The following is a 25,050-nucleotide window of genomic DNA, read 5'->3' on the forward strand; positions in this document are numbered from 1 at the left end:
TTGATCATTAATCGCTGATCATAAAAAGTAACGGCTAAACTCTTGAGCATCAGCCAATAGGTTGGTGCTCTTGGTCCCCTGAAATATTATGTGTCATTTCTTTCCTATATTGACTCCCTCTATTGATACATTTCATATCAACATCTCATAAATGTAACAAAGCATGCACTCAATATGCTATTGGTCTAATAACGCAGGGGTGATCATGAAGTAATATTTGGCATCATGCTACCTTTTGCGGCGTATAATATTAAAGGAGTATGACATGCAAGATGCAAACGCTAGATTTCCATTTATGGCTAGAGTTTTAATCTTACGCCAGTTTTTGTGGGGTGCGGCTTTTTATGGGACTTATGTACTACTAACGAAGTTTTTTTTACAAGAGTTAAATTACAGCGAAGCCGATACCATCATGATGATGGGGGCCTTTGGTGCAGTGGGACCTGTTTTCTCAGCCGTTGGTGGCTTCGTCGCTGATCGGTATATTGGGTCGTTCAGGGCGGTGTACATAGGTTATACCATTTACACCATAGGGTTTTTCCTCTTGGGGTTAAGTGCAAGCGACCTTAATATACCTCTGAGCATTTTCTCTATTGCCTTGATTGGCTATGCTCGCGGTCTTTCGGCGACGAGTCCGACAGTGCTACTCGGAAATTCTTACTCAGAAACTAACCGGGATGCTTTCCAGCAGGGCCTTACGGTAAACTATTCTATTAATAATTTGGGCTCATTTTCCTCCAAATATCTATTTCCGTTTTTAGTTGCTTTCTTAGCCTATCAAGGGAATTTCTATATTGCTTCTGCTTTAATGTCACTTACTTTGGTACTGTTTGTTGTCTTCCGCAAGCAATTTGCAGCTGTGGGTAACGATATTGACCGCCGTGTAGTTGATCTTAAAACATGGGCTTGCTTCATCATGGGTTCAGTTGCCATGCTGGGTTTGGTTTTTTGGATATTCTCGAACCTTGATGCCGGTAAGTATCTGCTTTATGCGTTGGGTGCCTGCGCAATCATGTATTTTATTTATGAAATAACCCGAGCAACAGCTGCCTATAAATATAAGATGTGCGGTGTGCTAATCACCATCTTTATTCTGATTGTTTTCTACTTTTATTATGGTCAGATGCTCACATCGATGAACATCTACGCCATCAACTTGATGGGCGATCAGTTAATGGGCTTTATTCCGATCCGCCCTGAATCTAACGCCGCGTTTAACCCGTTGTGGTGTTTTATTCTTGGTGCGCCTGTTATTTATATTTACGCTTGGCTGGAAAAAAAAGGATTCTCACCTACGATTCCGACCAAGTTTGCCGCCGCTTTTGTCTTTAGTGCCATTGCTTTTGCTATCTTAGGCTTATCGACTAATTTTGTTGGTGAAGACGGCAAGATCGCAGCCGATTGGATTCTTTGGGTGCATTTCTTCCAGTCGCTGGCTGAACTGATTGTTGGTGCATTGGGTGTTGGTTTTATCTTCGAGATGGTGCCACGTTATATGTCGGCTTTTGCAATTGGACTACGATCTGTTGCGCTGTCGCTCAGTGGTATTTTGGCTGCGGTAATTTCGACCAGAATTGCACTTCCTAAAGGTCAGGTATTAACACAAGAGATTATTGAAGGCGTATACGCCAGCTATTTCTATAATCTTGCTATCCTTGCCGTTGTGATGGCCTTTGTGACATTGTTGCTTTCTAAAGTGATTGCAAAACTAATCCGTAAGGGTGAAGAGCTAGAACAGCAAGAAAATGGACAGGATATAGTGACTGACCATTAAGTTATCGCGATAACAGTGCCAAAAGCACTGCGGTAAAAGGTGAACGCCAGCCAACAGCTGGCGTTTGTTTTTGTCGCGAGATCATTTCAGTTGTTTCTTGTTTATCTTCATTGCTATCGCGCTTTTTGATTCTTTATCTAATACCGCTATGGTCGCTTTAGTCGAAGTCATGTTGACGATATCAACTTTTAGCTTTCCTTCTCCGAGTAATTCATCGACCAGTTGTTGTGGGAACGGCCAGTAATTCAAATTGGCATTAATCGTTACGTCGCCTGACAGATCTTCCGGAACAAGGAAGGTGTAATCAACAATCGAATACCCATAAGGCAGAATACGGGTATCAGAAAGTACTCTGTCTACCTCCCAGACATTGAGATCGACAACATTGCCGTTGGCATCCCCCAAAGTTACCTTAAAACTGTGGGTACCCGGTTCGGTATGGCCGTCAACCACCGCACCGGAGCGATAGATCGATACTTGGTTCGCGGCTTTCACATCAAAGTCTATCCAGACCTCGCGTCCTTCCGGAAAGCCGGTTGGTAGCTTGTGTCCTGCGCCGACATTGGCGACTTTGACCTTCACGGTGGCTAGCTGACCTGCCGTCAGTGTTTCGGGGAACTCGACAAACTCTATGGTAGCCGCCGAACGGAGCATTTCGCGGGCTAGTTCGGCACTTTCCGGATCGTTGAAATACTGGTGAAGGGTAGAGTTTCCGCCTGTAAATTCATGGGAATAAATGTGTTTGCGTTCCTTGCCCATGATGGCAGATCTACCGGGGTTGTCTTTCATTCCCGGCCCAGGCGTCATATGGCAGTCCTGACATTGTACTCCTTGTTCGTTGTAGGCACTTTCTTGCCATTCGTCATAGGTACGTTCAATCGGCGTGCTGTTGAACGGGTGAGAAACGTTATGGCAGACCGAGCAGAATTCCGACTTGGTGTGAAGATCAGAGTACTCGGTCTGGTGGTAAGGGGAGCTGGCATCAGGTCGAGGACCCAGTTTTACATGCTTCTCTTTGTTGGGAGAAAGAATATACGCACCGTTGTCATTACCGCTGATCCCCACAATGTTATGGCATACTTCACAATTCACGCCTGGTAAGTGCTGATCGCCTTCCAGCATTGCTGCCGTTGCATTCATACTGGTCATTCCGATCGGGCTGTGACAGGCAATACAGAAGTTATCAACCTGGCCCTCAGTTGCCTTACTGGCTCGCTTGAATAACGCTTTGTAAATAGGGTCTTCCCAGGAATGGGCCATCACTGAGCGTTCCCACTGCTGATAGATCTCACTGTGGCACCCCTTACAGATCTCTGAATTTTCAAACATGTCAGGTGTGAGCTGCTGTCTGTTGGTGGTTGTCCGTGATGGATAAAAGGGCAGTTGCTGCTCGATTTGTTGCTGAGTTTCTAGTTTGTGGGGTTTTTGCCATTTTTGTATGTCTGAAGTGGCATGGCTATTGAGTGAAATGAACATGAACAGGCAAGCAATCATAATCAGACTTCTGATGAATAGCACTGATACCTGCTGGTTAGGTCGTGTACGGTTATTGCCCATAGGAGTACCCGTTGAACTTGTTATTATGAATATGCCTAGTAAACCAGACTTAGTTTAGGTCGGATAAAAAGGAGAAAATGTCGCGAATTTGCAATATCCATATATTTGGAGTGGTTTTGTGGCCTGAGTATTCTTCGATCTTGAAATGGCGGAATTGCGCAATAATCAATTAGAATGAAGCACATATAATGAGCGATATGATTGCTATGAACATTTTTCAGGAGATGAAAATGAAGAGAGCTTTTGTAATTGGTATGGTTATGTCTGGTTTTATATTGTCGGCATTTGCAGTGACGGGCTGTAGCGAGGAACTGAAGCTAACCGTTACGCCTGTAAAAAATGTTGATAATGTTAAAATCAAAGAACTCAGCCAAGTTGATGTTTACTGCAAGACAGGAATTTGTCAATTTGAATTGGTTGCTAACCAACAGGCAAACGTAACGGTAAATATGCACTATAGTGGCACCCGCAGTTTTGACAAAATTGAAGGTGTCAGCGTAACCGGTAAGCTAGGCTCGTCAGTGATGATCCAGGATGAGAACACGTTTACATTGGATGTGTCAGGTGATGCAGAGCCGTCGAAACTACAGGTTGTCGATTACTACCGCCATTGATTATTGGCCCAGTGACTTTCGTTTATGACGGTTGGAAGCGCCAGCAGCTGGTTTTTCTGGAATAGGTCGCTTTTCTGCTATTAGGTGCCGAATTGCTAATATAGGGTGCTTCAGCAGCATTCTTGGTCCGGCATAGCGCATGATTTTTTGGGACAATAATTTGTAGTCTGCCTTATAGCAATGAATAGGGCAGATCCTGCAAGTTGGCTTTTCTTCACCATAGGGGCATCGGTCAAGCCGCGTATGGGCATACTGGAGAAAATCTTCACATTGTTCGCAAAGTGTGGCCGTTATATGGTGATCTTTACAGTAAATCTTCACCATTGCCTCTATAGTTTTATATTCGGTTTTAAGGCTGCCGAATAGAGTAATTACCTTGTCTGATTGGGTCATATTGCTTTCTCTACAACACAAGTTTGACTGAAATGAATCAAACATACATTTAGAATATACTTATAGTCATACGACCTCAAGGTGTTCGTTTCAGCCAATTCGCTTGTTGGAAGTGGACCTGCTGGGGTATACAAGTGTGTGCTTAAAACATGATCTAAATCGTAATTTATATGACAAGAATGCTGAAACTTGTTATGGACATGAAAAAAATATAGCTTTTATCGCACTAAATCACCCTGCATGGGTTGATTTCATTGGGTTTGAGCAGTAGTATCCGCTCCTCTTTTTTTGTGGTGGTGTATATGAGCAGATTTGAGTGCCTTGAAAGAATTGTCGACGAATACCGTAAGAAAGTTCGTGACGCGGAGTTTAATAAACAGAATGACAGTGAAGTCGCTAAAGTCCTAGTTCTGCTTGTCGGAAACTCTATGTTCAACTTGGCAGATGAATTTGCAGATTGGGTAAATCGTGGTGGTGATCGTAGCTACGGTGGTAAGTTCTTTGTCTCTAAGCAACTAATGACTTTGCTTGAGCCAGTAACTTTCCGTGGTGTAACTGTGCGCCGTGATTCGATTAAGCTGTTCAGAATTTCATAACTGTCCGGTTTATTTCGTTTGTTCAATTACTCTCATAAAGAAAAATTGAAGAACAGATTTTAAGTCTAGCTTTGCTTGTCGAAGTCGGATGAGTAGAAAAGGATGCTTAGGCATCCTTTTTTGCATCTGGAGAATTAGGGTCATAATCCCTGTGGTTAATTCTGCTGCGATTCGTTGGTATTTTGCACTCTGGTCTGTCTATGGTTGATACTGGCGCTCAAAAGCCGTCTGAGAGGCTTTCTGGCTATTATTAAGAGTGAATGACAGGCGGGGTGTTTGGCCAAAGCTGGATCAATCGAAAGATCTATGTTGAGATCACTCTATAAATAGTAAAGTCAGTAAAGAGATTCGAACATAATGGATGCAGAATTTTGGCATAGCCGCTGGGCGGAAAACCGCATAGGTTTTCATTTGAATGACATCAATCCAGTACTGGCCAAGTATTGGCCGAGGCTAAATACAACCCGCTCAGACACAGTATTGGTGCCTATGTGCGGTAAATCGGTTGATTTGACTTGGCTGGCAGAGAAACACGATAACGTTATTGGTATCGAGCTGAGCGATATTGCGGTTAAAGCTTTTTTCTCGGAGCAATTTTACATTCCGACAGTGACATCGATAGGCTGTGGCCAAACGTTATATGAGTTCGATGAGATTACCATTCATTGCGGCGATTTTTTTGCAACACGCATCGATCCTGTCGATATCGTATATGATCGTGCAGCATTGATTGCGATGCCGCCGACACTGCGTCAGATGTATGCAGAGCATTTGCTATCGATGGTGAAGGCTGGTGGTCGTATTTTGCTGGTGACGTTAGATTACCCACAGGCAGAAATGGATGGTCCTCCGTTTAGTGTCACCAAGGGCGAAGTCGAGCAGTTGTTTGCTGGCTGTAAGATCACTCACCTTGATCGAGACGATGCCGACGAGTCACACCCTCGTCGTAAACGTGGCTTGTCACGTTTTGCGGAAGAAGTGTGGTTGATCGAGGTCTAGCCAAAAGAAAAGGAGCCGTTGGCTCCTTTTTCTATTTAGGCTGAAGTTATTGCCGTTAGAAAATGACTTTTACGTCTGAAGCCGTCTGAACCGCATCGCTCACAGCCTGTTGGGTCGTGTCGCGACGAGCCAATGCCACACCTAGTCGGCGACGGCCATTAATCTCAGGTTTGGCGAACAAGCGAACCTGGGTTTGCGGGCGGTCCAGTGCGGTTGCCAGATTATCAAAGCGAATATTATCAGATACCCCTTCGGACAAGACTACTGCCGATGCCGACGGGCCGAAGTGGTTAATGGAATGAATCGGCAGGCCTAAGAAAGCACGCACATGCAGGGCGAATTCAGAGAGATCCTGAGAGATGAGTGTGACCATGCCGGTATCATGCGGCCGAGGGGAGACTTCGCTAAACAGAACCTCATCGCCTTTGATAAACAGCTCGACGCCAAACAAACCATAGCCTCCGAGTGCATTCACCACTTTTTCGGCTACCTGCTGTGCGGCCTGAAGGGCAGCCGCTGACATTTGCTGTGGTTGCCATGACTCGCGGTAGTCGCCATCTTCTTGGCGGTGTCCAATCGGCTCGCAGAAATGAACGCCATCGACAGCTCTTACGGTGAGCAAGGTAATTTCGTAGTCGAACTCGACAAAACCTTCGACGATTACCCGGCCTGCGCCGGCACGACCGCCTTCCTGGGCATATTGCCATGCTGACTCGATGTCGGCTGGTGTCTTAATCACGCTTTGCCCTTTGCCGGAAGAGCTCATAATCGGCTTGACGACACACGGCGTACCGATGCGTTCGACAGAGGCGGCGAAATCATCAAACTGATCGGAAAATTCATAAGGGGAGGTCGGAATTGCCAGTGTCTCGGCAGCAAGGCGTCGTATCCCCTCACGGTTCATGGTGAGCTTGGTGGCATTGGCTGTTGGTACGACATTCAGGCCACCGGCCTCGAGTTCAACTAGTGTGTCGGTCGCAATCGCTTCGATTTCTGGCACAACATAGTGCGGTTGCTCCTGGTGAATAACCTGCTTGAGCGCATCGCTATCGAGCATGTCAATAACATGGCTGCGGTGGGCAACTTGCATTGCCGGGGCGTTGGCATAGCGATCAACGGCAATAACTTCAAGACCTAAACGCTGACATTCAATCGCAACTTCTTTTCCTAGTTCACCGGATCCTAGTAGTAGAACACGGGTTGCATTTGTGCGAGTAGCCGAACCTAACATCGAGTTTCCTTACGATAAGTATTGATACTGAGGCTGATCATACAGGATTTTAATTATCGCGCAAACGTTTGCGTTGGTGTGCGAATAGGTCTAGCTATAGGATCTGACACGGTATTTGCTTTGTAAAATTTCTGTCATGATTACAGGGGAGCTATCGAGTCTGTGGTTGTTTTTGGTTAACGTATGCCCATTATTCGTTACCGGCAGTATCATTGCGATGAAAAAAATATTACTAGGCTTGGCTCTTACCCTTTCACTCTCTGCACATGCTTCACAAAGCGTTGGCGTGTTTTTCGGCAGCCCGATGAGTGGTATCCAATACAAGCAGAATGACTTGCGATTCTCGATCGGCCTAGATGATTTTGGTGTTGCGGTAGATAAAACCTTTAACTTAGGCACGCTGGTAAACAAGCCAGAGCTTAACAGCATGTATACCTTCGTAGGGGCACAATATGTCGACGACAAAAATGACAAGCTAGGTGTGCGCTCAGGCGTTGGGTTTCAGGTACCAGTCAGCCAGTTCGAGCTGTATGGCGAAGTCGGCCCGACACTTTATGTTGTTGAAGATGTCGATCTTGAGCTAGAAGGCGCGCTGGGTGTTCGCTACCGCTTCTAATACTATTCAGGACAGCGTAAATTGTGAAAAGGCTGGGTAGTCCCCAGCCTTTTTGTCATTCTGAATCTGACGCGGGTCGATATTAGTTAGTTAATTAATTTAGCTTCCTGATAATACTGTTTGGCACCATCGTGTAGTGGTGCTGATAGGCCATCGTTAACCATTTCTTCTTTTTTCAGGTTGGCAAAGGCAGGGTGGAGTCTTCGGAACGTGTCGAAATTACTGAATACAGCTTTAACTACCTGATAAATAATTTCTTTATCTACCTGCGCCGATGAAACAAATGTGGCTCCGACACCAAAGGTCTTCACATCTTGAGCTGTGCCTTTGTACATCCCTCCGGGCACTGTCGCAATGCGATAAAAATCATTTTCTGTAACTAACTTGTCGACCACCGGACCGGACACTTCTACGATAACGCTATTACAAGACGTCGTTGCTTCTTTGATAGCACCGCTTGGGTGGCCTACGGTATAGATCATTGCATCGATCTTGTTATCGCAAAGGGCTTTTGATTGCTCGGATGCTTTGAGTTCGGAGACTAGGGCAAAGTCTTTGTGAGTCCAGCCGAGGGCTTTCATCAACACTTCCATGGTTCCTCGCTGGCCGGAGCCCGGGTTGCCGATGTTAACGCGTTTGCCTTTTAAATCTGTGAACGTTTTTATGCCGGAGTCAGCTCTGGCAACAATAGTAAATGGTTCGGGGTGAATAGAAAAAACGGCGCGAAGCGATTTGAAAGGGCCGTTATTGGCAAATTTACTGGTGCCATTGTAGGCATGGTACTGCCAGTCTGATTGGGCGATACCCAAATCGAGTTCACCAGCGCGGATTGTATTGATGTTGTAGATTGAGCCGCCAGTACTTTCTACTGAACAACGTACGCCATGGTCTTTGCGATCTTTGTTGACCAGCCGACAAATGGCACCGCCTGTAGGGTAATAGACACCAGTCACGCCGCCAGTGCCAATGGTGATAAATGAATCTGCGCGAGCGGTTATCGAAAAGAGCAAAGAAATAATGCTGAGAAAAATAGACGTTAAACCAAGTTGCTTCATATCAGGATCCTCTGAGTAACAAACTTCTCCGTACGATTGGAAAGTATAGGAGAGATAGCGTAACTCTTTCAGTTTCTTCGTAAAACAAGTTGGTGAACAACGTTACTGCCGAGGAAAGAAATCCCCGCCGAGGCGGGGATTTCTTAGGGTTGTCAGGATTTGGCAGGCTTTCTTGTAACGACGGCCTTTTTATTTTCCCATTGGGTAATAAAGGCGACGGAGGCAACAATAATTGCGGCACCAAGCCAAAGGCGGCCCGGAGGAACCCAGCCGAAGACAATCCAGCCAGCCAATACATTCAGGGGAAGCTTGGCATGGTCAAAGGGCTGGACAAAAGATGCATCGGCAACGGCATAGGCTTTCGCAATGGCCCATTGAGCCAGTGCCGTCAGCAAACCGGCCCCAGCAAGCAGAGCCCAAGTTAGCCCTTGTGTTGGCATAGTGAAGTCCGGTGCCGCGAGAAATACATTGAAAGGTGTGATCAGAAGCAGCAGATAGACCACCATGGTTGTTGGCGAGTCATCAACAGACATTTTTTTTACCATCAGCGAATAGCATGCCCAGAAGAAGGCGGCACCGATAGGTAGCATGGATGCCCAGCTGAATGTGTCTCCCCACGGTTCAAGAATGATCATCGCACCCACAAAGCCTGCTAATGTGGCTGCCCAGCGTGCGGTTCCCACTTTTTCCTTCAGGAAGAGTCCTGAACCGATAGTCGCAAACAGTGGCGAAGTCATCAGCAGCGCGATGCCCTGCCAGATAGGGACCGGATAGGCAAGTGCCCACAGCCAGAGCTGGATGCCTATTACAGAAAGAAATACGCGCAGACAGTGCATACCAAAATGCTTGGTTTGCAACGCTTGCCGAAGGCCAAGGGTTCTTAGCCACGGAAAAATGGCTATCAAGGCGATGAAGTATTGTATTAGCGCAACGGTTGTCGACGGCAGGTGAAGCATGACACTCAAGTACTGAGCCAAGCTATTGACGATAGCGAAGGCAAGCCCTGCGGTTAACATCCAGCTGGCGCCCTGGATCGGATTGTGATGATGTGACATGAATAAAGATGACAGTATTGGTAATAAAATCTTACGGCATCATACCCCTGCAAATGAAAGGATGAAACTGATTTAAAAAGAAAAACCGCCATCGGGCGGTTTTTTTGATAGTTAGATTATTAGACAGAACGTCTATGCAGCTAGATTAAGCCGCGACATATGTAAGCGGTACATCTGGGTTTAGTGCTTCCAGTGTGTTCTGTGTATCAGCCAGGTGGCTGATTGTGCTGTCTGATTTCTCCACCAGTGCGGCTTCTTCAATTTCAGATAGCGGGTAGCCGGCCATATTCATGTTAACAAGCGCAACTTGAAGCGGTGGAAGGCTTGGGTTAAAAGCGGCATTCTCGGCATACATGCCGATGAAAGTCTTGCCGTCTTTCGCTTTCAGGGCAACGCCACTGAAGTTTTTGGTGTAAGGAGCATGAGAGCCGTTTGCTGCTGCACAAGCTTGCTTAATCAATGCTTCGGTAGCATCCGTATTCATGCCGTGATCAACTTTAGCCAGCAGGGCATCGGTAATATTCAGATCGGCCGGACCAAACGACTCAGGCAAGTATTCCTGTAGGCTTTTCGCGGCACGTTCAGGTAACTGGACAACCAGGCTATTTGCTGTAGTCAGCTCGTTCATGAACTGACGACAGTGGCCACATGGGCTGTAGTTAATGGTGATGTCGGAAATACCCGCTTCGCCTTTAACCCAGGCATGGCTGATTGCAGACTGTTCTGCGTGAATGGTCTGAGCCAGCGATGCGCCGACAAATTCCATGTTGGCACCGAAGTAAAGACGACCGGATTCACCGCGAACAATGGCACCTACGAAGAAGTTGGAAATCGGAGCAACGGAATAGGCAGCAGCAACAGGAAGCAGAGCAACACGCAATTCACTGTCCGTCATCTGTGTTTTAGTGAGCAGTTGGTCGAACACTTCTGGGCTCAAAGTTGCATCAAAGTTCGCATCTTCTAAAACAGGCTTAAGTGCAGTCGCCAGATCAGAGGGTAAAGCGCCTAAAGCTTCCATCACTTTAGTATGCATGAGTTGTTACTCCGTATTGTGTATGGAGAAACATTGTAGGCGTAGGGATTAATTCTATGTGTGATCTTTATCACAGATAGGTAAACATCGTTACACTCATTACACAATTGAGAGTGGTGTCACACAGATTTTATTTCTTGTATCTTTATTTTTCAATGAGTTAACGATGTATACGATTACCTAATATAAGTGCGTACTTTGCTTTCTAGCTGAATATTTTCAAGATCAGCGGAAAAAGCGCCGGAGCGAGGAGAGAAGTCATCACGCCGCATATAACAAGAGCTAACGAGCTGAACGCACCATCCTGATAGTTTTCTTCTGCTGCCTTGGCCGTGCCAAGTGCATGGGATACCGTTCCCATTGTCAGGCCTTTGGCGATGGGGGCTTCAATACCGACCAACCGGAATAGGGGGTAACCTAATACGGCTCCAAACAAGCCTGCGATGATAACCATGATAGCAGCAATCGCAGGGACGCCGCCAATCTGCTCTGAAACGGCCATCGCAATAGGCGTGGTGACAGATTTTGGCAGAATACTCGCAGTCAGTTGGGGATCGGCACCAAGAGAGAGTGCAATTCCGGCACCGGTAACCATGGACAACACGCTGCCGGTAAGACAGGCGGTGAAAATGATTTTCCATTTCTGTCTGATTTGTGACAGTTGCTCATAAAGCGGAAATGCGAGTGCAACAACAGCGGGTTCAAGCAGGTAGTTCAGCCATTTGTTTTGTTCAAAGTAGGTTTCATAAGGGACATTCAACCATATCAGCAGAGGGATGATAATCAGCAGGCAAATCAACAGAGGATTAACGACAGGATGTTGAATGTATTTTGAGATATACCGAGCAAGATAGAAAATAACTAATGTAGCAGCCAACCAGATCATTATTTTTCCTTGTAGTGAGTTGCCACGCCAATAACCAGAAAAACAATCAGGCTGCTGCCAATGGTGCTGAGTAAGATAGGTAAGGTATTTGCGGAGAGTAAATCAAGGTAGTTCATCAGGCCGACGCCCACAGGGACGAACAACAATGCCATGTGCCGGATGAGCAGGTGGCAACTTTCTTTCGCCCAGCAAGCAGGGATAAGCCCCATAGAAAGAACGACAAACAGAAGCAGCATGCCAATAATACTGCCGGGTATTGCCAGCTGAGTTACATGCTGTATCGCCTTGCCAATAAACAGGCAAACAAGAATGATAGAAAAGGAACGTAGATACGCCATGAGCCTTTATTCCAAACGAGGAGACTCATTCATCATACAAAACAAATGTGATCTAAGCCACAAAAAAATCGCACGGAAAAGTACTACTTTCTAGAAGTTTGAAACGATAACGATAGCAACACCGGCAGCAGCGAGTAACAGCACGGAAATCTTGTGCAATAAGCTGTATTTCACGATGTGCTCAGTGGCTGACTCTAGTTTTTGTTCCGGTGCGCTATCAACCGACAACCGCGGCTGTTTGTTAAAGGTATGGACAAGTCGGCATGTTTTGTCGGGCAGGGGAACACGAAAACCAAAGTTAGGAATAACCTCAATCGGAATCGACATGCTACCGTTGTTTTCGAGCTTTTGGGTGAGAGAAATTAGCAAGGTGTTCAGATCGAAGTGGTTGTTGTTCTCGTTATCGTAGGGATCAAGCTGAGTGAATGTTTTATCAAACAGTGACTGTGCACAGATCACTTCACCGGCAAAATAGCACAGTGTCTCCAACAGGCGCGATTCGTGAACGGTTAGTTCGGTCTCGGTGTTGTCTTGCCATACTAACAAACGCAGATCGGGTTCAAAATCCACAGTTTCAAAACGATAGCAACGTGTTAATGCTTTTGTTGTCATATCAACCACTTAAATTCAAATATATTTGGACTCAGACTGCTAGGCTGCATGAGTAAAATCTGACTTTCATTCAGATACCTTCGTTATAAGTGTTGTTGGCAATCGCGGTAAGTTCAAACGTCGAAAACAGGATAATGTCTCAATAAAAAGCCCTCCGGTTTCGATAGCCGGAGGGCTTGGATAAAATAACAAGGTATTACGGAGAGTTAGCCAGCAATAAATCAATGCATTGTGATAAATGCGATTACTGGCTCTCTACACCAAGCTGTCTACATATTCATACACCGCCTTGAGGATCGCCATTTTTGCCTCGTCGGCTTGGTGGGTCATGGCTATAGACTCAAGGTTTTCCATATAGGCCGGCAGATTGGATTCAAAGTAGTCCTGACAATGGTGCTTCCATTGTTGCTGTTCTTTGAAATCCAGCGTCATCGGGTAGTTTCTGGCACGGTAACGGAACAGTAACGGCCTTATGCGCTTGTCGTCGACGTTTAGTTCAAGCTTTGCAAGCTCTTCTGGTGCAGTTTCGCGGATAATATCGATAGTCGAGCGATCGGCTGTCGAGAAGAAACCATCGTACAGCATGGCATCGACATTGTTATTGGCGCTGTATTCGCGCTCGACACCATAGATTGCCAGCAGCTTTTCACGGATCTCGGGATGAGATTTCAACAGCTGTAGATTTTTGAGGCATTGTTGACGGTCGATCCCAATCCGCTCTGCATCTTCTGCTTTCAGCGTTTTGGCCGGAGCCAGTACCGGACACTTGTTAAGGTGAACTAGCTTAAGTGGGATCGGCAGCTCATCAGGCCCCAGATCAGCTCGCTTGGTATACAGCCTTTCACGCAAGGTATCGGCATCTAGCTCAATCAACGGAGTAGGGTCCATTGCAAGATTTACCGTGATCACGGCATTCTTGTTATCCGGATGCCAGGCCATTGGCACAATCCAGCTGGTATTGCCGCACCCGACACCGAACATACCTGATACATGTACTAGTGGCGTTAGCTCGACAATATCAATAAGCTCCTGCAGCTTGCGCTTGTGACGCAGGTTAAACAGGTAGTCAAACAGCTTAGGTTGGTTTTGCTTCAGGATCTTCGCCAGTTCAATAGTGGCGTAAACATCGGCCATCGCATCGTGGGCATTGGCATGCTCGATGCCGTTGGCTACTGATAAGTGCTCCAGCTTGAAACTCGGCAAACCATCTTCGTTATCTGGCCAGTTGACCCCTTCCGGCCTTAATGCGTAGCAGGTACGCATAATATCCAGCAGATCCCAGCGTGAGTTACCGTTCTGCCACGCCCATGCGTATGGGTCGAAGAAGTTACGATACAGGGTGTAACGGGTAACCTCATCATCGAAGCGTACATTATTATAGCCAATCACACAGGTATTCGGCTTAGAGAGCTCGGCGTGAATTTGAGCAATAAACTCCGGCTCCGGCAGTCCTTTCTCGTGGGCTTCCTGAGGAGTAATGCCGGTGATCAGGCACGCTTCAGGCGAAGGAAGGTAATCCACTGGCGGTTTGCAGTAGATAACCAGCGGTTCACCGATGATGTTGAGATCCATATCGGTACGCACACCTGCAAACTGGCACGGGCGGTCAGTTGAAGGTGTTGCGCCAAATGTTTCATAATCCAGCCAAAACAAAGTTGGCTCATTTGTCTTATTCATAGTGTTTTCCAGAAACCACCGAATTCATATTAAGTGTTTGTTCTAACAGTGGCTTTTCAATGCTATACTGTGCAAATATACAGTAGTTAATTCCTGCGCAATTACGTTTGGGATTTGCATTTGCGTCCAAATCTGCGTCCAAAATGTTGCGCCTTGCGTCCAAAACTAGTGTCCATTCAGGGAACGAAAACAAGGTGTTAGTATGAGCATACTCGATCGACAACTTAAACTGATTTCCAAGCAAGAAACTTATGATGGTCCAACAGAGCTAAACGATGGTGAAGGGCTCATAGCTCGCATCACATCCTCTGCGGTTATCACCTTTCAGTATCGCTGCCGATTTAACGGTACAAACCTTAGAGTTAAGATTGGTAAGTATCCCGCAACTTCCCTGAAAGAGGCAAGGCGGAAACATAAAATCATGATGGAATTGAGGGAATCAGGCCGAAATCCCGAAATTGCGAACGGGGTTGGTGGTAGTGGTGAGCAAGATTTCGTCACTTTAGACGACTGCGTGAACTACTGGCTTAAACACTTCGTCCCCAGCTTAAAGAAGGGGACACAAGCATTGTACCGTTCCTTCTCTAACAACTACTTCCTTGGCACCTTCCCCGACAGAAACGTTGAAACCATACCCGCCCGAGAATGGATGCAGTGGTTAGATTCAATCAGCGCCGAAAAGCCCAAAACAGCCAATTCCATCTTCACCACACTCCGCGCCTGCCTTAACTTCTGCAAAAGCAAATTCATCATTGAAAGAACCGACCTGGATCGAATCAAGAAACAGAACGTCGGTATGCGGCCAGAAAATGGCAGCCGCGTTCCTACTTGGTCTGAATTAGCCCAAATCTGGCTAGCGATAGAACGTAGCCGAGCCAGCACTTCTAACAAAACCCTTCACCAACTCACCATGCTATGGGGCAACCGGCTATCAGAGCTGCGCCTTGCCCGCCGTTCCCACTTCGATATGAAAGCGGGCATTTGGACCGTCCCCAAAGAGCTCAGTAAAACCAACAAGCCAATCCGTCGCCCAATCCCCACCAAAGTTAGATCCATCTTAGAACGCGTTATGGCGACATACGACGACGTGCTATTCCCAGGGCAAGACCTCAATACCCCAATCAGTATCGCAGCAGCCAACCGTTATATACGGCGAATCCGTGAGAACCTGCCACTAGAACACTGGCGAACGCATGATTTCAGGCGCTCGTTGTCCACAGGAGCCTCTGAACTCGGTGTAATGCCACACGTAGTAGAGAAGATGCTAGGTCATGAGCTGGGCGGCGTACTGGCCGTTTACAACAAGCATGATTGGTTAGACGGCCAGTTAGAGGCATATGAACGATATGCTGATAAGTTGACAGCATTTCTAGACAATAATGACGGTTAAAATATTTACACCTTAGTTTTCATATGGTTTCATACTGAGCTATTCGGTTGAGGTATATTTCTAGCCGTAGCCGGTTGGTGCTATGCGAATGCTTAACATTATTCTTCTTCGTTTATCCCGGATATCAGGAAGACATATGAACTGAGTCCGTAGAACATAATGTTAGGCAAATTGAGGACAATTGAGTGAACATAAGAAAAATAGAATATGAAATAGATTCTGCATTTGAAGATAATATTCTTACATCAATACCTTACTCCCAATCAATTTGGGAACTATTGTCATACTTAGAACATAAGCATTATGAATTGTCAGTTATGGAAGGATCTATTCATGACAAGTCAGCTGGTGTTGATAATATGATTAACTTTATAACTCATCCACTAAGAGTCTGTTTTAAGACGTGTACTCGAAGAAAGTATGCACTTAAAGCTGCTTACTCACAGTCCAACGCGAATGCAGCTCATGAATGGTATGGAAGAGCTTATGATTACAATCATTTCTGCTCTATTTTTCCGCTTGTTCATAGAAAAGAGCTCTCACTTGATATAGAAGGCTACGATTTAAAAACCAACAAAGATTTGTCTCAAGGTGTCCCATACGAAGCCTATAATAGATTTGTTCATAAGACTGGTGCGAATGAAAGATCTAATGTGGATACGTTAGCAATTCTAGATGCAGTCAGAGAGCACACATTTTACATTGGAAATAAACTGGCGATATCATGGACTGCGACTTTGTCAAAATTAGTAATAAATATATTTAAAGGCTCTCAAGCGGCTAGATATCATTTACCTGAATCTTGGCAGTTTTCACGGTTCACATTTGGTGAGTTTCGTGAAATTGCTATCGCAATCTCTGCTCTATCCTATGCTCGCTATGCCATAACAACTTTAAGCGCTGAAGAATTTCCTGAAAATGGATACTCGCAAAGAGTTTGGATTATTTCAAAAAATGAACTGATTAAAATTTTAACTGAGTCAACAGAATTGGAAAAAGCTACAGTTATAAGTGTTTTAGAATACTTAACATTTGGTTCTAAGGGTATTAATTATCCTGATGCTGCAACTCAGCCTCTGTTTGATCTTGAAGATGGTAATCTTGCTATATCACCGTTCCTATTCATTAATTCAGATGTTGAGAGAAATGCTTGTGCTCTTTTTAATCAAATAGTGGAAGATAAAGCTATTTATTCATCTTTAGTCGATGATAAAGAGAAAATCCTGTTTGAAGAACTTAAAGGTGAGTTAGCTATATTTGGGTATAGGTGTGAGTCTGGAAAGGTTTCAGGCACAGACTTAGATATGGCAATAATTGATGATAAAAATAAATTCGTATTAACAGTAGAACTAAAGTGGTTTATCGAGCCTGCGGAAATTCGGGAGGTAAATCAAAGATCACAAGAAATCAAAAAAGGTATTAAGCAAGCAAAGGTTATTCGTTCTCTACTAGAATCGAATGATGAAAACTTGTATCGTAATATTTTAAAAATTGACAGTAGTTATAACTACTATTCAATAGTCGGTTCATTCAACTGGATTGGTGCAGATGGGATTCAAGATGAAGAGATTCCGGTGATTAAAGTTGGTAATTTAATGAGTTTAATCAAAAGTTGCTCCAGTTTAAGCAGTGTCGCTGACTTGTTAAATAGCCGTCAATATTTACCGGTACCGAATAAAGATTATAACGTTGTAACGATTAACATTAAGTCTGGAAATTGGAATTGTGAGTGGTATGGCTTAAAAAGCTTAGTTGAATAATTTGCCTAACAAGGCAATCAAGGTGATGCGTTACACTCGGCGGTTTTGGTATGAAGTTCGGTGTGCTTTGCTAGTTCAGTGGGGCACACCTTATTGCAGGCGTTATGCTTTAGTAGTATAAGGGAAATATCTTGGCAATAAATAAATCAGTAAAACTAAATCTTTTGGAGAATAGTCAGTCCTTTTTAGTAGAGGCTGTAGATAAAGCTATCGGAGCGGAAGATGAGGTTCGTCATTGGCAGTTTGCAATATTAAATTTGGTGCAATCTTTAGAGTTGAGTCTCAAACTTATATTGAAAAATATTCACCATCTATTTATTTACGAGAATATCGATAATCCAAAAAATACTGTAAGTGTTACTAAAACCATTGAGCGGTTATCAAACCCAAAGATAGGGAATATATCGTTTACTGAAAATGAAAAGAAAGGAATGAAATCAGCCATAAAGCTAAGAAATCAAATTACCCATTCTGAATTTGAATTATCAGTTGATCATGCACAAGCTCAGTTCTTTAAGGTGTTTTCATTAATAGCAACAGTGCAAAGAAGACATTTTGATATCCAAGTGGAAGATATCTTGTCAGTTGAGGCAATCGAGAGCCTCGTTGTCATCGAGAAATCCAAAAAAATACTGATAAGTAATGCTCTTCAAAGGGTGGAAGACGAAGGTATAGAAGATCATCTGCTTTGGACGTGTCCAAATTGTTTGTCTGATACATTTGTCGTTCACGACGAGATAGATACTTGTTATGTGTGCACATATACAGAATCAGTAAAGCAGTGTCCTCATTGCCAAGAATTGTGCTTTGAAGAAGAACTAGAGTCTATTCATAACAGCTTAGACATAGACTACTGTGAAGGACAGGCAATTATTTATAATTCTTATGGCTATGATGATTTAATGGCTTGTTCTGAGTGTGCAACTCGAATTGCTCAGGAAATAGAAGAGCGGCGGGCTCATGAAGAAATGGATGAACAAGAGTATTACCATTGGTTAAGTGAAGCATACAAGTAATCAAGGTGATGCGTTACACTCGGAGGTTTTGGTTTGGAGCTCTCTGTTCTTGGCTAGTTCAGTGTGGCGCACCTTATGTTAGACGTTATATAAATTATAGGTAGAAAATGATTATTAACTCGGTGCTTTTAGATAAAAAAAGATATAAGCTAGTTGATACGGAATATTGTAATAAAAATAATGCTTTTACTATAATTGTAGGTAGTAATGGTACTGGAAAAAGTAGATTGCTAAAACGAATTGTTAATAATGTAAAAAATGTAAATATTGAAGATAGTAGGATCCCAAAAAATTATAGCAGACAATTGGATTTTGATCTTGATGGTTACAAAGCAAGCTTTTATTCGCCAGTGAGTGAGTCAAAGTCATTTGTTAGTACGAATAAGAAGGAAGTAAATTCAATTGATAGTGAAATAAAAGTTATAGCTGTTACCACCACTCCTTTTGATAAGTTCCCTATCGAATATAAAGGTAATGAGACATACAGATATCATGATGATCATAGATATACTTATATAGGGTTGAAGGTGTCAAAGAACTCTCTAAATCAATCTAATTACCTTAATTTGTTGTCTCGTTCCATGTTATCAAGTGATCGGATTTTCAAAAATAAGAAGTTATTTTCATTACTTAACTTGAATGCAAAAACAAGCATGCAAATGAAAGCAAAACTTCCCACAAAAAATTCAGATTTTATGGAGTATAACTATAAAACCAGAAAGATTGAACTTCAGAATTTAGATGAAGGTTACTTTGTTAATTTTATCATTCGCAATCATTTTACTATTTATGAGAAATTAGATAAGGTTAATGGGCTCATATCAAAAGCATATAATGCTTATGTTAATTGTTATCCATTTCTTTCAAGCCCAATTAATCCAGAAAATAGAAATGTACCTAAGAATGATTTGATTCTTCTATTAGATATTGGACTGATCAATGCTTCTGACATTATGTTTACAGATAGCAAAAATAAAGTCATAAAAATATCTGAATTAAGTTCTGGGCAAAAGTGTATGATTCTTACGCTTTTGAATATTTCAGGTTCAATTTCTGATAACTCTATTGTTTGTATAGACGAACCTGAAATTAGTTTGCATCCTCGATGGCAAAAAGAGTTCATGAAAATTTTGATAGAATTTTTTAGTGATTTTAAAAAGTGCCATTTTATTATTGCAACACACTCGCCTTTAATAATTTCTGAACTGTCAAATGAGAACTGTTTTATATTAAATATGGATATTGGTTTAGCTAAGAAAGCTAATGAATATAAAAATATGTCTTCTGATTACCAATTGGCAGAAGTATTTGGTATTTCAGGGAACAATAATGAGTACCTAAATAGGATCGTTGTTTCATTATTGTCAAAATTAAGTAAAAGTGGAAATCTTGACAAAACAGACAAATTAAAGCTTGACGCTTTAGTGAGATTTTCAAAGGGGATGGATGAAGGAGATAGCGTAAAAGAACTTATCGACATTCTAAGTTTAGCATGGAGTAAGGTATCAAAAAATGCTAAATAGGGTAGAGTTTACTGATGAAGAAAATAAACAGATAAGAAATAAAATTAGTGACAGTAATTATTCATCTGAAAGCTGGTCAGATGATGATATTGCTAATATAAAAGTAAAAATAAAGGGTCATTACTTAAGTGAACAGAAAAACACATGTCCATACTGCAGACAAAAAATAAAATCAAACCATGGTAGGTACTGGGATATTGAGCATATTATTCCACGTTCAAGTGTACCAAATTTTATGTTTGAACCTCTTAATTTATGTATGTCCTGTGTAGATTGTAATTCAGCTAAATCTGACAAGAAAGTTACAAGTAGCAGAGCCAAACAAAAGTATCCTAAAAATTGTTCTTGTTATCTAATTATCCACCCTCACTTCGATGAATATTATGATAACATACTTGTAATTAAGGAGGGATTTTATTATGTTGCATTGAAGAAAAAAGGTGAAAAAACGATTGAGGTCTGCAAGCTTAATAGGTTTTATGAGTTCTCAGAGTTTGGGGCGAGTGTGCAAGATGATGACCGTATATTCTTATTGTCTGAGCAATTGAAAAAAGTGGAAAGTGAAGTGCTAAAGAAAGAAATTCGGCGAAATATTGCAGAGCTTGCTATTAGAGGTGCAGTATAACAAGGCAACGCGTTACACTCGGCGGTTTTGATGTATTTATCGTGGCGCACCATATTGTTAGCGTTATATCTATCTGTAGTTTTAGCTGGTTTTTTAGATTATGAGTATAATTTTCTTGGTTTATTATAGTGCCTATCAAAATGTATAGTTGGAACGAATTAACTAGTATGTCTTTATCGGATTATGGTAGCTTGGCATCAATTTTTGGAATCGCTATTTCAGGGTTTACCTTAATAATGATGTTTTATATTAAAAAGAAATTTCTCTTTCGCTCTAGGGTGGAAGAATTTGGAGATAGATTAACAATAATCTCATCTGATATAACATCGTGTTTGAATTCATACGATTTAAATAAAGATAAGGTAGATGAATTAGTTGCATTAGCGGACGTTGCTTTACGTTCTGTCCAAAAAGGTGCATCAGGTGATTTGAATTCCGATCTCACAAAAGCACGAAGACAAACAAGAATTTATAAGATTAGAGATTTTTTGGGTGGAAGATTCAAACCTGAATCAAAGCATGCTCGAAATGTATCCAAAAGTCTCAATGTTGTAGTTGCTGAGCTTCAGAATGTTAAAAGAGAATTAATGGCAGGGAAATGATATGGCAACATTAAAAGAATTTGTAGAATTAGTAGACCATTTGATTGAGCTTACCCAAGAAAAAACAATTACTTGGTTACGAGAAGAAGCGCCTAGTTCATTGATGATCAATGGAAGTAAGGTAAAGCATGTATACACAACCGAATATAATAATAAAAATTTGCGTATATATGAAGAGTTGTATAAATACTATACAGATGAAGATGAGTATCATTGGCAGAATAGAACAATTATTGACTTCGTTGACGGTGAGGATTCAATTTTTGAATTTCCTCAAACTTCAAATTCTTGGGACCTACTTAAAGCAATACAGTATCGTGATGTCGATATTGATGGTTTTATGAACGACATTCTAAAGCGTAAATAGCTATAACAAAGCATTTAAGAGTGATTCCTTACGCTTGGCATTTTCAGTTCAAGGTTGAATTTCGTGTTTACGGCCTAATGGTGTAGGTAGGTGGCAGCGTTGCTCACATCTTAATGCGGCGTTAGGTAGGTATAAAAAGGTAGTATATTGTGCAATCAACAGACGATAGATATGTCTCTCATAAAGTATTTAGTGAGCTGACCTATTATGCGAAGTTTTATGAGTATTTGTCGGATTCTGTTATGAGTTTTTCGACAACTGGAACTACTGCGATAATGAACATTGATACCTATGTTTTCATGTCGATGAAAGGAACTATTGAGTCTATTCATTTGGTGTTGAAAGATGGCAAGTTGAATGATGCATATGCCTTACTAAGAAAGTACTATGACTCAGCCATGATCAACGCATACACAAACCTATACATTAATGATCATGCAGGGCAAAAAGGATTTTTTATTGAAGAAATCAATGACTGGCTCCATGGTAGAAAAGCGTTGCCAAGAATGAAAAAAATGTCCACGTACCTAAAGAAATCCCCGCTTTTATCAGAATTGAATCAGTTGTTTAATTCGGATGATCGTTATGATGGTGTAAGAGATCGTTGTAATGACAATATGCATTATAATTACTTCGCTTTGCTAATGCTCAATGAAGGTAAAATTCATATGAAGGAGCGTATCCATCACTTGGAGCAGCTTAGGAGTGATATTCGAGATGTATTTATCTTGAATATAGCTTATTTGTTTATAATTAATGAGCACTACATGATGTCTTCGGTTTATATAGATTATCTGGACGCGAGTATGTCACCACCGGAAGGAAGCCAGCATTGGGTTGCTTCGTTCATTCAGGAAATGGTGGATAATGTGTTATCTGAAGTTCGTCCAGATATCTTAGCTTTACTGAAAAGAACCACAAGTATGAAACTCACTTGAGAACGTTGTGTTTAGTGATTAAGGTAGTTTGTATAAGGATCGATATTGCTTGCACACACCTTTACTAGCATCATAAAAAGCGGCCACCCGGCCGCTGTCCACATCACCGCCCACATCCCCCGATACCTTCTTTCCATTCCTCAACCGCCGATCTCAACCACCGCAGTGGCATCATCGTAACTGGATCTGGAAAGCCGCGTGACTTACGCCATTTGTAGATGGTGGCTTTGCTGGAAACTTGGAACATCTCCAACACTTCTTTATGGCTGATCAATAGCGTTGATGACTGTTCATCTAAGGTTGATACTGTTGGCTCCGATTGTGTTGTTACTTCTTCAGTTTTTAACTGTGACGGTGTCACGTTAATGTCTGATTTGACACTATAAGAGACATCAACAGTAGGGTAGTTAGTGTAATTGTGCATTTTTCTGTTCCTCATCAGCTTCGAACCAGGCATCTACGCCATCTGTTTCAATAAATCCAGTGGCGCAACAGTCGAGACACTTGGCTATATCTCCGTCATATAGCCATTCGTCATTGCCAAGTTCGGTGGTTACTTCGATTTGGCTACTGTCGCAAACGGTGCAGGTTAGCCAGCGTGGTCTTAGTGTTTTACTCATTGCAATGTTTTCCCGATTTGAAAATTTACTGGTCAGGTAAATTGGTTAAAAGTCGAATGCTTCTTGTGGTCGCTATTTCGCGCTACCCCCGAACTCGGTTACGAATCAGAAAAATTGACGGCTTTACTAGGCATTAATGACGGGAAACTATTTACACCTTCTGGCGTGTATGGTTTCATACCAAACCATTCTGTACGTTAATCCTTTTTGGGTATCCGGAAGATAGATGAACTGAGTTCGCAGAATATAATATGACGTTATATGAAAAGGAGAATATGTGAAGAAGTTTCTAAAGGTTGTAGGAATCTTAGTCGTTGTTTTTATGATCTTTTTTAGCGGGTTGCTCTATTGGTCAGCATCTGAAACTGACGAGTTAACAGCAGAAGTAACTCCTTTCATAGAAACAAGTATGCCTTTGATTGCTACATGGGACGTCGACAAATTTAAGCATTTAGTTAGCCCAGAAGGTTTAGCTAGTTTCGAAAGTGAGAAGGGGCGAAGAATAATTGCGTATATATCGAAAGTTGGTAGTTTAAAGAGTTTTGATGAGCCTATATTCGTTAAGTCAACATCGACGGCTTCAACCAGTGGTAAAGGTCGTACTATTGCAATTTTCACAGTTAAAGCAAAATTTGAGAATGGTGACGGTGTATTAACCTTTACTCTAGTACGCATTGGTTCAAGTTACTTGATACAAGGTATAAATTTGAATTCAGATATATTTCTTGAAGAGTAAATTCCGTATAACAAAGTAACCAAGGTGATCCGTTACATTCGGCGGTCTTGGTTTGATGTTCGGTGTGCTTTGTTGGTTCATCGGGGCACACCTTATTGCAGGCGTTAGGTTGCTTGTTGCCGTATAAAGTATTGAAGGAACATTTGTGAAGGAATATATAGTAGAAAAAGATAATGCAAAACTTCGGTATCATGACTTACCTGGCGATCGAATTCCCATTATTTTCATACATGGTTTAGGGTGTGCATCTTCTTTTGATTATCCCCAAGTCGCGTCAATGTGCGGCCTTGAACAACATAGAAGATTACTTGTTGACCTATTAGGCTCTGGATTTAGTGATAAGCCTCATCAATTTAGCTATTCCATAGAAGAACATGCAGATTATCTTGAACAGCTTATCAACCATTTAGATATCGGTGAGTTTTTCATATATGGACACAGTATGGGTGGTGCTATATCCATAAATCTAGCAGCTCGATTTGATGAAACTCGATTGAAGGGGCTAATTCTTAGTGAGGCAAACCTTGACTCTGGCGGTGGTTTTTTCAGTAAAAGTATTGCCTCTTATAATGAGAAAGAGTATTTGAATGTTGGGCATAATAAAATAATCCAAGAGAGTAAAAAAGAGTCAAATGAAAGTTGGGCTGCAAGCTTATCAATGAGTTCACCGATAGCTATCTATAGAGAATCTATATCCTTAATAGAAGGGCAATCACCAAGTTGGCGAAAGGTGCTTTATTCGTTAAAGGCTACTAAAACGTTCATATTCGGTAATCACTCGTTACCAGATCCGGATCTAATGGAATTAGAGAGAGAAAATATCAATATTGAAATTGTACCAGGTGCTGGACATTCAATGGCATGGGAGAATCCAGAAGGGCTGGCTACGGCAATTACTGCTGCTATCAACCTAACAAAGGTTTCAAGGTAATGCGTTTGACTGCGGTTTTGGTATGGAGTCTGGTGGGATTTGCTAGTTCAGTGAGGTGCACCTATTGCAGGCGCTGTGACCTTTACGAAATTTAGCCTTATAGAAA

Annotated in this window: 27 protein-coding genes; 15 read left to right on the plus strand and 12 right to left on the minus strand. The window is 42.5% G+C overall.

From position 1 onward, the window contains the following. Positions 1-265: 265 nt before the first annotated feature. The gene (locus EDI28_RS03870) at positions 266-1,774 is read left to right on the plus strand and encodes a peptide MFS transporter (RefSeq protein WP_128782498.1); all 1,509 of its coding nucleotides are present in this window, start codon (positions 266-268) and stop codon (positions 1,772-1,774) included. Positions 1,775-1,855: 81 nt separating this feature from the next. On the opposite strand, the gene EDI28_RS03875 is transcribed toward EDI28_RS03870, so the two are convergent. Next, positions 1,856-3,331, minus strand: a complete 1,476-nt coding sequence (locus tag EDI28_RS03875; RefSeq protein WP_233353261.1) for a multiheme c-type cytochrome — start codon at positions 3,329-3,331, stop codon at positions 1,856-1,858. Positions 3,332-3,561: 230 nt separating this feature from the next. Here EDI28_RS03875 and EDI28_RS03880 point away from each other — a divergent pair, with 230 nt between their 5' ends. After that, positions 3,562-3,945, plus strand: coding sequence for a spore gernimation protein (locus tag EDI28_RS03880; protein ID WP_233353262.1), 384 nt, complete (start codon positions 3,562-3,564; stop codon positions 3,943-3,945). Here the strand turns inward: EDI28_RS03880 and EDI28_RS03885 are convergent, their stop codons facing one another. Then, a complete protein-coding gene (locus tag EDI28_RS03885; protein WP_128782499.1) occupies positions 3,946-4,338 on the minus strand; it encodes a nitrous oxide-stimulated promoter family protein in 393 nt (130 codons plus the stop codon). Between the two features lie 302 nt (positions 4,339-4,640). Between EDI28_RS03885 and EDI28_RS03890 the strand changes: the two genes are divergently transcribed. Both EDI28_RS03890 and EDI28_RS03895 read left to right on the plus strand, forming a co-directional pair. After that, entirely contained in the window at positions 4,641-4,934 is a 294-nt protein-coding gene (locus EDI28_RS03890; RefSeq protein ID WP_036826689.1) for a hypothetical protein, read from the plus strand. Between the two features lie 357 nt (positions 4,935-5,291). After that, a complete protein-coding gene (locus tag EDI28_RS03895) occupies positions 5,292-5,933 on the plus strand; it encodes a thiopurine S-methyltransferase (protein WP_128782500.1) in 642 nt (213 codons plus the stop codon). 55 nt (positions 5,934-5,988) lie between these two features. Here the strand turns inward: EDI28_RS03895 and purT are convergent, their stop codons facing one another. Next, positions 5,989-7,164: a formate-dependent phosphoribosylglycinamide formyltransferase gene (purT, locus tag EDI28_RS03900; protein WP_128782501.1), complete on the minus strand. Its 1,176-nt coding sequence runs from the start codon at positions 7,162-7,164 to the stop codon at positions 5,989-5,991. A 217-nt stretch (positions 7,165-7,381) separates the two neighbouring features. Here purT and EDI28_RS03905 point away from each other — a divergent pair, with 217 nt between their 5' ends. After that, positions 7,382-7,780: a hypothetical protein gene (locus EDI28_RS03905; protein ID WP_128782502.1), complete on the plus strand. Its 399-nt coding sequence runs from the start codon at positions 7,382-7,384 to the stop codon at positions 7,778-7,780. An 86-nt stretch (positions 7,781-7,866) separates the two neighbouring features. Here EDI28_RS03905 and EDI28_RS03910 read toward each other — a convergent pair whose 3' ends face one another. The 7 genes from EDI28_RS03910 to sbcB form a co-directional block, all read right to left on the minus strand. After that, a complete protein-coding gene (locus tag EDI28_RS03910) occupies positions 7,867-8,835 on the minus strand; it encodes a TAXI family TRAP transporter solute-binding subunit (RefSeq protein WP_128782503.1) in 969 nt (322 codons plus the stop codon). 152 nt (positions 8,836-8,987) lie between these two features. Next, complete coding sequence (locus tag EDI28_RS03915) at positions 8,988-9,890, minus strand: DMT family transporter (RefSeq protein WP_128782504.1); 903 nt, start codon at positions 9,888-9,890, stop codon at positions 8,988-8,990. Between the two features lie 145 nt (positions 9,891-10,035). Continuing rightward, complete coding sequence (gene cdd / locus EDI28_RS03920) at positions 10,036-10,923, minus strand: cytidine deaminase (RefSeq protein ID WP_128782505.1); 888 nt, start codon at positions 10,921-10,923, stop codon at positions 10,036-10,038. 205 nt (positions 10,924-11,128) lie between these two features. Then, positions 11,129-11,806, minus strand: coding sequence for a CidB/LrgB family autolysis modulator (locus EDI28_RS03925; protein WP_199287376.1), 678 nt, complete (start codon positions 11,804-11,806; stop codon positions 11,129-11,131). A 2-nt stretch (positions 11,807-11,808) separates the two neighbouring features. Then, positions 11,809-12,147 carry a CidA/LrgA family protein gene (locus tag EDI28_RS03930; protein WP_128782507.1) on the minus strand — a complete coding sequence of 113 codons (339 nt, stop codon included), beginning with the start codon at positions 12,145-12,147 and terminating at the stop codon, positions 11,809-11,811. Between the two features lie 90 nt (positions 12,148-12,237). Next, positions 12,238-12,759, minus strand: coding sequence for a winged helix-turn-helix domain-containing protein (locus EDI28_RS03935; RefSeq protein ID WP_128782508.1), 522 nt, complete (start codon positions 12,757-12,759; stop codon positions 12,238-12,240). A 255-nt stretch (positions 12,760-13,014) separates the two neighbouring features. Further along, positions 13,015-14,436 (minus strand): exodeoxyribonuclease I, encoded by a 1,422-nt coding sequence (sbcB, locus tag EDI28_RS03940; protein WP_128782509.1) that lies wholly within the window; start codon positions 14,434-14,436, stop codon positions 13,015-13,017. A 202-nt stretch (positions 14,437-14,638) separates the two neighbouring features. On the opposite strand from sbcB, the gene EDI28_RS03945 reads away from it, so the two are divergent. From EDI28_RS03945 to EDI28_RS03985, 8 genes are all read left to right on the plus strand, one after another. Further along, positions 14,639-15,826, plus strand: a complete 1,188-nt coding sequence (locus EDI28_RS03945; protein ID WP_128782510.1) for a tyrosine-type recombinase/integrase — start codon at positions 14,639-14,641, stop codon at positions 15,824-15,826. 185 nt (positions 15,827-16,011) lie between these two features. Then, entirely contained in the window at positions 16,012-17,586 is a 1,575-nt protein-coding gene (locus EDI28_RS03950; RefSeq protein ID WP_128782511.1) for a hypothetical protein, read from the plus strand. Positions 17,587-17,717: 131 nt separating this feature from the next. Next, entirely contained in the window at positions 17,718-18,602 is an 885-nt protein-coding gene (locus tag EDI28_RS03960) for a hypothetical protein (RefSeq protein WP_128782512.1), read from the plus strand. 107 nt (positions 18,603-18,709) lie between these two features. Beyond that, positions 18,710-20,125, plus strand: a complete 1,416-nt coding sequence (locus EDI28_RS03965; RefSeq protein ID WP_128782513.1) for an AAA family ATPase — start codon at positions 18,710-18,712, stop codon at positions 20,123-20,125. After that, the gene (locus tag EDI28_RS03970; protein ID WP_128782514.1) at positions 20,115-20,750 is read left to right on the plus strand and encodes an HNH endonuclease; all 636 of its coding nucleotides are present in this window, start codon (positions 20,115-20,117) and stop codon (positions 20,748-20,750) included. The genes EDI28_RS03965 and EDI28_RS03970 overlap by 11 nt, the downstream gene beginning before the upstream one ends. 167 nt (positions 20,751-20,917) lie before the next feature. Then, positions 20,918-21,352, plus strand: a complete 435-nt coding sequence (locus EDI28_RS03975) for a hypothetical protein (protein ID WP_128782515.1) — start codon at positions 20,918-20,920, stop codon at positions 21,350-21,352. 1 nt (position 21,353) lies between these two features. Then, positions 21,354-21,719 (plus strand): hypothetical protein, encoded by a 366-nt coding sequence (locus EDI28_RS03980; RefSeq protein ID WP_128782516.1) that lies wholly within the window; start codon positions 21,354-21,356, stop codon positions 21,717-21,719. A gap of 149 nt (positions 21,720-21,868) precedes the next feature. Then, on the plus strand, positions 21,869-22,657 hold the full coding sequence (locus tag EDI28_RS03985) for a hypothetical protein (protein ID WP_128782517.1): 789 nt from the start codon (positions 21,869-21,871) through the stop codon (positions 22,655-22,657). 103 nt (positions 22,658-22,760) lie between these two features. On the opposite strand, the gene EDI28_RS03990 is transcribed toward EDI28_RS03985, so the two are convergent. Continuing rightward, complete coding sequence (locus EDI28_RS03990) at positions 22,761-23,081, minus strand: helix-turn-helix transcriptional regulator (protein ID WP_128782518.1); 321 nt, start codon at positions 23,079-23,081, stop codon at positions 22,761-22,763. After that, positions 23,065-23,277 carry a hypothetical protein gene (locus EDI28_RS03995; protein ID WP_128782519.1) on the minus strand — a complete coding sequence of 71 codons (213 nt, stop codon included), beginning with the start codon at positions 23,275-23,277 and terminating at the stop codon, positions 23,065-23,067. The genes EDI28_RS03990 and EDI28_RS03995 overlap by 17 nt, the downstream gene beginning before the upstream one ends. A 277-nt stretch (positions 23,278-23,554) precedes the next feature. On the opposite strand from EDI28_RS03995, the gene EDI28_RS04000 reads away from it, so the two are divergent. Both EDI28_RS04000 and EDI28_RS04005 read left to right on the plus strand, forming a co-directional pair. Beyond that, entirely contained in the window at positions 23,555-24,013 is a 459-nt protein-coding gene (locus EDI28_RS04000; RefSeq protein WP_128782520.1) for a hypothetical protein, read from the plus strand. Between the two features lie 145 nt (positions 24,014-24,158). After that, positions 24,159-24,944, plus strand: coding sequence for an alpha/beta fold hydrolase (locus EDI28_RS04005; protein WP_128782521.1), 786 nt, complete (start codon positions 24,159-24,161; stop codon positions 24,942-24,944). Positions 24,945-25,050: the final 106 nt, after the last annotated feature.

Origin of the sequence: Photobacterium chitinilyticum (assembly GCF_004104355.1) — a bacterium.
Classification (GTDB): Bacteria; Pseudomonadota; Gammaproteobacteria; order Enterobacterales; family Vibrionaceae; genus Photobacterium; species Photobacterium chitinilyticum.